Annotated in this window: 7 protein-coding genes; 4 read left to right on the top strand and 3 right to left on the bottom strand. The window is 65.8% G+C overall.

Features of this window, described 5'->3' with window-relative positions:
• Positions 1–654: 654 nt before the first annotated feature.
• Entirely contained in the window at positions 655–1,875 is a 1,221-nt protein-coding gene (locus tag GUI43_RS15945; protein ID WP_170158737.1) for a DUF3825 domain-containing protein, read from the bottom strand.
• A 528-nt stretch (positions 1,876–2,403) separates the two neighbouring features.
• Positions 2,404–3,195, bottom strand: coding sequence for a hypothetical protein (locus GUI43_RS15940; RefSeq protein ID WP_112699138.1), 792 nt, complete (start codon positions 3,193–3,195; stop codon positions 2,404–2,406).
• Positions 3,196–3,563: 368 nt separating this feature from the next.
• Here GUI43_RS15940 and GUI43_RS15935 point away from each other — a divergent pair, with 368 nt between their 5' ends.
• Positions 3,564–4,544, top strand: coding sequence for a tyrosine-type recombinase/integrase (locus GUI43_RS15935; protein WP_249037763.1), 981 nt, complete (start codon positions 3,564–3,566; stop codon positions 4,542–4,544).
• A gap of 11 nt (positions 4,545–4,555) precedes the next feature.
• Here the strand turns inward: GUI43_RS15935 and GUI43_RS15930 are convergent, their stop codons facing one another.
• A complete protein-coding gene (locus tag GUI43_RS15930; RefSeq protein ID WP_112699137.1) occupies positions 4,556–5,065 on the bottom strand; it encodes a hypothetical protein in 510 nt (169 codons plus the stop codon).
• 89 nt (positions 5,066–5,154) lie between these two features.
• On the opposite strand from GUI43_RS15930, the gene GUI43_RS15925 reads away from it, so the two are divergent.
• The 3 genes from GUI43_RS15925 to GUI43_RS15920 all read left to right on the top strand — a co-directional run bounded on the left by GUI43_RS15925 (position 5,155) and on the right by GUI43_RS15920 (position 9,511).
• On the top strand, positions 5,155–5,658 hold the full coding sequence (locus GUI43_RS15925) for a DUF4265 domain-containing protein (protein WP_112699143.1): 504 nt from the start codon (positions 5,155–5,157) through the stop codon (positions 5,656–5,658).
• 1,091 nt (positions 5,659–6,749) lie between these two features.
• Positions 6,750–6,923, top strand: a complete 174-nt coding sequence (locus tag GUI43_RS33880; protein ID WP_170158736.1) for a hypothetical protein — start codon at positions 6,750–6,752, stop codon at positions 6,921–6,923.
• Positions 6,924–6,979: 56 nt separating this feature from the next.
• Positions 6,980–9,511, top strand: coding sequence for a putative bifunctional diguanylate cyclase/phosphodiesterase (locus GUI43_RS15920; RefSeq protein ID WP_112584796.1), 2,532 nt, complete (start codon positions 6,980–6,982; stop codon positions 9,509–9,511).
• The last annotated feature ends 85 nt before the right edge of the window (positions 9,512–9,596 follow it).

Genomic DNA, 9,596 nt, shown 5'->3' with positions numbered 1-9,596 from the left:
CTGTAAATCCGTCGCGAAAGCTTCAGAGGTTCGAATCCTCTACCCGCCACCAGGTGCGGACACGGCCCCTGACCAGCAGAGATGCTGATCAGGGGCCGTTGTCGTATGTCTGGCCGAGTCCTGCTGAGTCCAGCCGTTGACGACTGGTTGTGGGCATATGGTGAGCAGGTCGATCTTGCCCCCTAGGGCTTCTCTTGGGCTGCGAGCGCTCGCGCTCTGGGAGTTGCCGGCCCGGCGCGAACCGTGCCTGGGGCGACCGGCTGAGGGCTGCTTGAGGCTTCGCTGACTGCGGGGCTAGGCCGGGGGCAAGCCAGTCCTGGGGTTGGACTGGCGCGGCAGTCGGAAGCCCTAGCCCGCGCTCAGGCTGACCTGGCGGCTTCCGTGCCGCCTGGCCAGGGTCGTGTTGCGTCTGGATCAGTGAAGTTCGGGGCGGCGGTCCGGCGGTAGTCGGTGGCTCTCCGCCCCGGCGCCGGAGGCGGCCGGGGCGGCTTGCCGCCGGCCGGCTCACCGCCCGCGCCGGGCGGAGCGCGGCGCCTTGATCCAGAACAGAGGAAATCGGCAGTAGGAACCTGCCCGGTGCTGTCCTACCCGGCCTATGCTGTCCCGGACAAGGCCACGCGGGTGCCGCCAGGGTGAAGTGGCCCAGCGCAAAAGCTAGGGATTCAGCCAATCGCGGTCTGGGCGCGCCAGAAGCCGAGCATTCTTTAGTGCCGCCGCTAGTGGTAGAACAGTCTCTCCGTGATACTCGTTCTGCACCCGCCTGACGACGAGAGCTAGTTGCGCCTCGCCAGTCCCGCGAAGCGACAGCGGAAGCAGTAACTGGACCTCTCCCCGGTGGAACTGGGGCACAGCGGCCTTGTAGTTTCGCTCGACGCGCTCCTTCGCGCGATCAACTGCGGATCGTGTCACCATGAGCGCCATAGCCTCGTTCTGCAGGTCTCTCGGATACCGCGATATGTTGTCGCGAACGAAGTGATCCCAGTCCAGAATCAGGGGTAGACGAGTGTCGTAGAAGAGGACCGATGAATTCTCCCAATAGGTGGCTCGAGCGGGACGGGGAGAGAAAACGCCGGCGATCCGACCGTCAGACTCCTTCACCCAGCCAAGGAACCGCCATGGATAGCCATCGTCCGCCAACTTCTCGGCCAGTAGTCCATAAATTTCCTCTTGATTATCAGTTACGAGTCCCGTGTTAAAGGCGGCACGTTGCCCGTCCAAGCTGGCCCCGTAGGCGATCTTGTCCTGCTCCACCAGGCGCGAGAACGTATGACGGATGTAGCTCTGGAGAACTGGGAGGTCGGGCACAGATGGTGTAGCTGTCGACGGCGGCTCGTCGGCAAGAACCTCCATCGAGGCTTCATCATCCTCATCTGGGTGGTTGAAGACCCAAACGTCGTCCTCGGCGAGTTCGGCGAGGGGCTGCCACGCTTGTTGGGGGATTCGAACAAACTGGCTTAACGCGTCTCGCGGGTCGAGTCGCTTCACGTGGCTGGCTGCAGGACCTCTGTCCGTGTCGGTCAGATCGAAGGTCACCCTTTCCCCTTCGGCAAGGGTGACACGGACCCCTGACGGGCCGAGAATATCGGCATAGTGAACGAAAACGTTCTGCTTCGACTCATCGTCGAGGATCTTCCCATACCCCTTGAGGTGGTCGAACTGGGTGACCACACCGGCTCGGCGGTCCGCCGGGAACGACAAGGCTGTTACGTTCAAGCCCCGATTGGCGGTGGCAACCTTAACTTGGACATGCTCGCCGGTAACAAGACATCGATATCCCGTGCCAGGGATAACGGTCACATGGATGAAGGCAGTATCGCCGGAGGGGACAATCCTCACCTTGCCGAATCCGCGGTCATTGTTCCACCACTCAACCACGGCTGGTTGCGACTCCTCAGCCGTGCGTTGACGGGGTACCGGTGTAGCCTGCCCGAGGTCTTGCCTCGGTAGCCCGTCTTCCGCCCCGGATAGACCCAGGCGACGCGGTGGCATATTGCGGGGAGTAGGGCTGGTGCCGGGCTGCTCGGTCATTCTTGAACTACTCCTCAGGCCTCGATGGTTGCCATGCAGATCTGTGCGCAACGTGACGCGCTCACTCTCTCGTGGGGCCCCGGGATCGTGGGCACCACCGCTTCCGCTGCTGGCGGCCGGCTTCCCGGTGGGCGATGTGCACGGCCATTTGCTGCAACTCGTCGGTCGTTGTGCGCTCCCCGAGTTGTCGTAGGTGGACGGTCAGCCTACGACCGGACGCCAGACCGCTGCCTTACGTAGCCGGCTGCCGCAAGGTAGTCCCTCCGCAGATAAGCCGTTGGGATTGACTCCTAAGTCCTAACTGAAGTGACCTCGACGATGCGGCTGACGGAAGCGCGCGCGGCATTGCATCGAAGGCTGGCTAACACCTTCGGCCTACGGGGGAACAAGCTCGGCCGCCCTCGCTCGTCGGCTGCCGCCCCAGCCGACCCCGGACCGCCATACGGAGGCGACGCCGAGGGAGCCGAGCATCCCGACGTAGGCGTCTCCGAGGGGTTCCGAGAAGAGGGCTAGCAGACCGGGTGGGTTGCTCGGTTCGTAGAAGAAGTGGCGGTACTCGATTAGCTGCCCTTGCGCCGCCCTTGCAGCTCCAGATACGTCGCCGTTGTACACCATCTTGACCTCAGCTAGCCAGACTCGACCAGTACGGGTCAGCTCCATGTCGCGGGGGTGAACAGTGGTGACGGCAGTCCAACCTTCGCGCATCATCGCCGTGCCGTACGTCTCTAGCAGCGACTCGTGGTCCCGCGACTTCACCAGCTCTCGCGCCCGAATCTGTGCGCGGTGAGGGGTAGAGCTCTTCGGACTGAAGTGGCCACCAGAGCTGGTGGGCAACTCGACGAGCTGTGGGCGAACGTGCTTCGGAAGGCGCCCCATCGTTGCTACCTCCGCCTGGCCCAAGGAGGACAAACCCCACGGGTCGCCTCGCTGAGTGGGCAGCAGAACACCAGACTTCTTGAGCCTGTCGTAGAGCGAGTCAACGTTGTTCTTCCAGGCCGGTTCGTTCCCTGGCCGGCCAACTCTCGGTGCCCGGTCTTCGGCAGTGAACTCGGCCCCGAAGAGGTCCTCGACCCGCTGGTGTACCTCAGCCCGTCGCCCCTTGCCCCCCAGGTGCTGCAATGCCAGCAGGAGCCACTCGCGAAGTCTCTTCCCGTTGGTCTCGGCCACGCGATGATTCTGGCTTGGGTAGTTGGTGAGATGGAAGACGATGCCTCTGCCTGCCGCCTAGCAGACACTTTGTCGCGAAGCTCCGAGTTGACACTATTAGGGAGCCCTCTGCTGAGGGTGTCGAGGGGACGATCGGTCCTTCCGATTGGTGCGCTTTGTTGCTGCGGCCAAGGGAGCGTCCTCATGCGCTCCGTTCACGTCTTGTCTCCCACATGAACTCGCCGATGATCCGGATCAGCTTCTCTGCGCGGGCGTCATCGCCCATCGCGGCACCGGACAGCTTGCCGACCGCCGACTCTAGGTCGAACGCGGCATCAACGATCGACTCCCGCAGGTCCCGTGAGTCGAGGAATTGGTCCTTCGCATTGTTGTCCTGGCTGGAAACCGCGTCCCTCCCGGTCGTCGAGCTGGACTCACCCGCGATGGTCCGCCGCGTCCTCGACAGCCTCTGCGTACGCCTCGACGGCAAGCCCGCGGCTGCCTCCACCGTCCAGCGGAAGCGGGCGACCTTCTACAACGTGCTCGGGTACGCCGTCGAGCTGGAGCTGATCGCTTCCAACCCGGTCGACCGGGTTCAGTGGACTGCGCCCGAGGTCGCGCAATCGATCGACCGGCGGGTCGTGGCGAACCCAACCCAGGTCGCCACGCTGCTGGAGGCGGTGAAATCTCTCGGCAAACGCGCCGACAAGGTCACCGCGTTCTTCGGCTGCCTCTACTACGCGGGGATGCGTCCCTCGGAAGCCGCAGACCTATGGCGGGAGGACTGCGACCTTGCCGGCCGGTGCGCCGACTGCGGGGCCGACTTCGACGACCTGGCGGCGGTGAAGCCTTCCCGGTCCTGCGAACACGAGAAGATCGAATATCTCTGGGGTCGCCTGGTGCTCGCCGGTACCTCGTCGCGCGCCGGGTCGCACTGGACTGACGACGGCGGCCCCCACGAGCGGCGCGGACTCAAGCACCGGGGGAGGGCTGAGACTCGTATGGTCCCGATCCCGCCCCGGCTCGTCGAGCTGCTGTGCGCGCACGTCGAGAATCACGGGGTGGGGCCGGACGGGCGGTTCTTCCGGGGCCTGCACGGTGGGCCGCTCTCCGAGTCCGTCTACGACCGTTGGTGGAAGCTCGCCCGAGAGAAGGCGCTGACCGAATCGCAGGCTGCCTCGCCACTCGTCCGCCGGCCGTACGACCTGCGGCACGCGGCAGCCTCGCTCTGGCTGAATGCCGGCGTCCCGCCGACCGAGGTAGCCCGGCGCCTGGGCCACGGCGTCGCCGTGCTCCTCCGCGTCTACGCCAACTGCATCGACGGTGGCGACGACACCATGAACGACAAGATCGGCGACGCCCTCGCATGAACCCCTGCCAGTCAGGAAGTAGCCTCTCCGACCGGTCCGGGGTCGCTCTCGACCAGCTGTCGGGCTTCCGCAGCCACCTCTGCGTTCAACGCCGTCATGTCGGTGTCGATGAACTGGGCGAGTTCGTAGGAGTCATCGAGGCGCACCAACTCGCGAGCAATCGGGTTCCCCTCAGAGGTGATGTACCTGTATGCCCAACTCGTCAGGTCCGATGGGGTGATCGTTCCGGCCAGGAGCCGTCGTGCCATGACGCGGACCGCAGCCTCTTCGCCCTCCCTGCTTCCTTCCTGGCAGTAGGCCAGGGAAAGCTCTACCAGCGCGTCACGGAGCCAGCGGCGCAGCTCGTCACTCTCATCACCGAAGGTGGGCGAAATGCCGGCCAGGATGCGGAGGGTCGGGCTGTCTACGCCTGCGACGAGGCAGTCACAGGCGGCATCGATTACGTCAGTTGCAGGGAGGGAACCGACGCTCCAGAGGATGGCGGCGTCCTGGAGGTGAGCGAGCGTGTCCTTGCTGAGCATCGGTACATGGTCCGCCGCCAAGCCAGCGTTGTCTCCGCCATATCCGTCTGCTGTGAATCGACCTGGCGTCCCAGGGGATGATGTCGGCCATGGCCTCACCCGCACCGGACCGCACCCCGCCGGCCGGCGACCACTTCATCAAGATTTGGTTCAAGTTTGTGCCGCGGGAAGGTTGGCTTCCCTACGACACCGAGGGCCTGTGGGGTGTCGCTGCGGGCACGGACACGGCTCGCATTTGCAACGCTCCGTTCCTTCAAGACGGCGTTGCTGAGGGCGACCTGGTGCGCTTCACCGTGAGTCCGGACGGACTTTGCTGGGCAACCGGGCGGGTCGAGGCGTCGGGCAACTGCACCGTAAGAGTCCTGCCGGAGCCCCGTGGCCCACTCGGACCAAGCGCCCAAGCTGTCTACGACCGCCTGGCACCCTTCGGCATCGGCGGCGAGACGTTCAGCAAGGAACTCCCTCTCGTTGCTTTCACCGTGCCAGCGAGTGCAGATCTCTCCGGGATCAAGGCGACTTTGCAACGAGGCGAGGCGGATGGCTGGTGGAGCTTCGAGGTCGGCTGCGCGACCGACGACTGGGGAGCAGCCTGAACACGGGGCGTCGTCCTGGCGCCGTTGCCGTGGGCGTGGGCACATGGTGGGCGGCTGATCGGTCGGGGTCGCTGCGGCGGTGAGAAGGAGCAGCTCAGAGGCGCTGACCGGTGCAAGATCACTGACGCCCTGTAAATCCGTCGCGAAAGCTTCAGAGGTTCGAATCCTCTACCCGCCACCAGGTGCGGACACGGCCCCTGACCAGCAGAGATGCTGATCAGGGGCCGTTGTCCTTTGTCTGGCCGCCAACTCATCCGCGGCGGCGGCGACACCATGAACGACAAGATCGGCCACGCACTCGATGAGCGACCTCCTTTCAGCTGCTGATCTTGGCTGTGGTGTCGAAGGCGAGATGGCGAGCTTCGGCGATGACGTCTGCGTCGACGTCAGCTGTCGTTGTGCTGGTGTACGGGTGCTCTCAAGCCAACGTCGCAGGTCGTCACCCTCGTTGCCCTTGGTTGGCGAGATGCCGGCGAGAGGATCGCGAGGGTCGGACCGTGCACACCTGCGATCAGGCAGTCGCATGCGGCCGAGATCGCGCCGGCCGCCGTGCTCGGTCCGGGCGTTGCGGTGATCCTGTCGGTGGGTCTGCCACCAGGTTGGCGCTCGAGCTCGTGGCGGAGTTGACCTACGCCGGAGCGCGCTCCATCTGTCGCCGCCGATGTCAAGTGCGATGTTAGCTGCGCATCCACTGCTCGTGATCAGCGCCCATGTTGCTGTCCGCCCACTGAAATGAACCCGACGAAGGGCTGGCGGGATGGCGAGGAGCCGGTATGGTGGTCGATGGCCGGATTGGAGGCGCGGGTTCGTCGCCGGCTGTTGAGGTGTTGCTGACGGTGACCGTCGGAGAATGTGACGAGTGCCTACAGCTGGCCCCGAATTGCGGTGAAGGTCGTATTCAACGCTGCGTGAAGCGGTGAACCACCCCGCAAGCTTGTGATCTGGTCCGGTGCGTTGGGGGCCGTAGGCCGAACGGCGAGAAGTAACAGACGGTGGGGCCAGTAGGGCGGCCACCACTTCTCTGGCTGCCCGCGCTGTGGCACGATCGTGGAACCTCCATCAACGCTGTACATCTCCCGACAGGAGCGATCATGTCTGGTCGAAGGCTAGGCCGACTCGGTGGGTCTCTCCTCCTTGTTCTCGCTGCCGCCGCCATCGTTGCCTTCCCCGCCGGCCTCTTCGACGGCAGTGCCAGCGGAGCTCAGGCCATCGATCTCATCTGGACTGTCGTTCCGGAGAACACTGTCTTCGGCAGTGGTCGCTGACTGGTTCAGCTCATCCCCACTCAAGGGCGGTAACCGCAGGCGCCGTAGGGAGCGGTATGGCTCCGCGTGATCGATCGCGACGCCGTTCGGCGGATCGTGCCTGGTTCATCACCGCGCCGCTGGTGTTCTTCGCAGCGATCTGTTCCATGGTCACAGGGCTGGTGTCCTCCCAGCCCTTCGGTGAATGGCTTCTCGCGCTCCTGTTGTTGGTCGCCATGGCCGCCGTGGGCATGCCGGTCCTCAACTTTGTCGTCCGGCGGCAGTCGTTCGGCATGACCCTGACCGAGATTCCGCTGGTACTAGCGCTCTTTCTGCTGCCACCGCTGACCGTCGTCGCCATCTACACGGTGGCGTCCATGCTCACGCAGACGCGGCACCGGTTCGCGCCCGTCAAGTTCTGGTTCAACGTGGCCAAGGCGGCCGCCGGGACCTCTCTCGCCGTCCTCCTCCTTCAGGCGCTACCGCCCTCGAAGGAGGTGGACGACCCCGGTACCTGGCTGAGTCTTTTCGCGGCCGTGACCGCGGTGATCCTCGTCAGCCTTGCGGGCATCGTCGGCGTGCATACCCTCCTACAGGGCTGGCCGGCGGGACGGGACTCTCTTCGCACCGCACGCCCCGCCCTGCTCACTGCGGCGATCAACGTCTCGCTCGGTTTGATCATTCTGATCGCCGTCACGACCACCTGGTGGTCGTTGGTGCTGCTGATTGCACTCGGTGTGGCCCTGGTTCTGGTCTACCGCTCCTACGCGGAGTTCTTCCGGCAACACCGGACGCTGGCCGCGATGTACGACCTGACCCGCGCAATCGGGGAGCGCGGTCAGGACGGGACGCTCGTCGATGCTCTCCTGGGTCGGGTCAGGGCCCTGATGCAGGCCGAGTACGCGACTCTGTGGCTGCCCGCCCTGGGCCGCCACCCTGAGGTGTTACTCACCGCCAGGGTTGACGATCCGGGTCTGCTCGACGTCGTACGGACGCCGGCTTCCCTCCGCCAGCGAGCCGCTGGTGAGGGGCGGACCATCGCGGTGGGGCGCGCCTTCGACGAAGAGTCGAACGAGCGCCAGGCCCTGAGCCACGGCAAGATCAAGGATGTCATCGTCGTGCCGCTCCGGTCCGGCCAGGCGGTCATCGGCACCCTGGAGGTCGCCAACCGCCTCAGCGACGTCGGCCATTTCACCCGTGGTGACATCCCCATCTTCGAGACCGTGGCAGCGCACGCGGCCGTGGCCCTGGAGAATTCGCGGCTGGTCGACCGGCTCCGGCACGACGCGCACCACGACACGTTGACCCGACTGCCCAACCGGCGGCGGATCACCGGAGCGTTGGACGAGTCGGTCAAGATCCGCGCACCGGGCGAGGTGGTGGCGCTGCTGCTCTTCGACGTCGACGGGCTGCGCCAGGTCAACGAGTCCCTGGGGCACGCGGCCGGGGACAAGGTCCTCACCGAGGTCGCCAATCGGTTGCGGGCCAGTGCGCCGTCGTCGGCTCTGGTTGGCCGTGCAGGCGGGGACGAGTTCCTGGTGACGCTGCGGTTGGAGAGCGCTGAGGCGGCGCTCGAGTTGGCCGCCCAACTGCGCGACCAGATCCGCGACGAGATGGTCTTCGACGCGCTCACCCTCGACGTGGACACCGCCGTCGGGGTGGCCGTACACCCGGATCATGGCAGCGACGCGGCGACCCTGCTGCTCCGGGTCGACCTCGCCGCCACCGCGGCCAAGTCGGTGCCGGGCAGCGTGCAGCTGTTCAATCCCGCGCTGGAGTCCCGTTCGCTGCGCCGGTTGGGTCTGGCCGGCGACCTGCGCCGAGCACTGGACCAGGACGAGCTGGAGGTCTACTTCCAGCCCAAGGTGACCCTGCGGGACCGGCGCCTGGTGGGTGTGGAGTGTCTGGCCCGATGGGAGCACCCGGCGCACGGCACGGTAGCGCCCGAAGACTTCGTGGCGGTGGCCGAGCACACCGGCCAGTTGAGCCGGCTCACCGAGGTGGTCCTCCGGGAGGGCCTTCGGCGCAGCCGGGACTGGGCGCTGGCCGACCAACCGCTGCCCATCGCGGTCAACCTTTCGGCTCGTACGCTCATCGACCAGCACTTCCCGGACCGGGTCCAGGAGTTGTTGACCGAGTACAAGGTGCCGGCGCAGCGCCTCACCCTGGAGATCACCGAGTCGGGGGTGCTGGACGGCACGGACCGGCCGATCCCCACCCTGCAACGGCTGCGGGATCTCGGCGTACGGCTGTCGGTGGACGACTTCGGCACGGGTGACTCGTCCCTGGCGCACCTGCGCCGGCTGCCGGTGCACGAGGTGAAGGTGGACCGCTCCTTCGTGCAGGGCATGGCGACCGACCCGGGGGACCTGGCGATCGTCAACGCGGTGGTCACCCTCTCCCAGCAGTTCGGTCTGGCGGTGGTGGCCGAGGGGGTGGAGAGCGAGCTGACCCTGGAGCTTCTCCAGGACATCGGTTGTGAGATCGGGCAGGGCTTCCTGTTCAGCAGGCCGCTGCCGTACGAGCGGCTGGCTGCCTGGTTCGGTGCCCAGGTCGAGCCGGAGACGGTCGCCAACGGGGAGCTTCCGCGCCTGCGTGTCGTGCCCTGAGCAGGGCGCGGACGATCACCGGGGATCCGATTTCACCTGTCGAGCCGGGCCGTGTACTCTTACTCCTGCGCGCCCCACGGGGAGA

Origin of the sequence: Micromonospora noduli (assembly GCF_003264365.1) — a bacterium.
Lineage (GTDB): Bacteria > Actinomycetota > Actinomycetes > Mycobacteriales > Micromonosporaceae > Micromonospora > Micromonospora noduli.
The sequence above is the reverse complement of the archived record's forward strand: the minus strand, read 5'-3'. Positions and strand labels throughout refer to the sequence as shown.

What these genes read in the sequence shown, in the direction of transcription:
- GUI43_RS15930 (WP_112699137.1), bottom strand. Translation starts at nt 5,065, where the DNA reads ATGCTCAGCAAGGACACGCTCGCTCACCTCCAGGACGCCGCCATCCTC.
- GUI43_RS15925 (WP_112699143.1), top strand. Translation starts at nt 5,155, where the DNA reads ATGGCCTCACCCGCACCGGACCGCACCCCGCCGGCCGGCGACCACTTC.
- GUI43_RS33880 (WP_170158736.1), top strand. Translation starts at nt 6,750, where the DNA reads ATGTCTGGTCGAAGGCTAGGCCGACTCGGTGGGTCTCTCCTCCTTGTT.
- GUI43_RS15920 (WP_112584796.1), top strand. Translation starts at nt 6,980, where the DNA reads ATGGCTCCGCGTGATCGATCGCGACGCCGTTCGGCGGATCGTGCCTGG.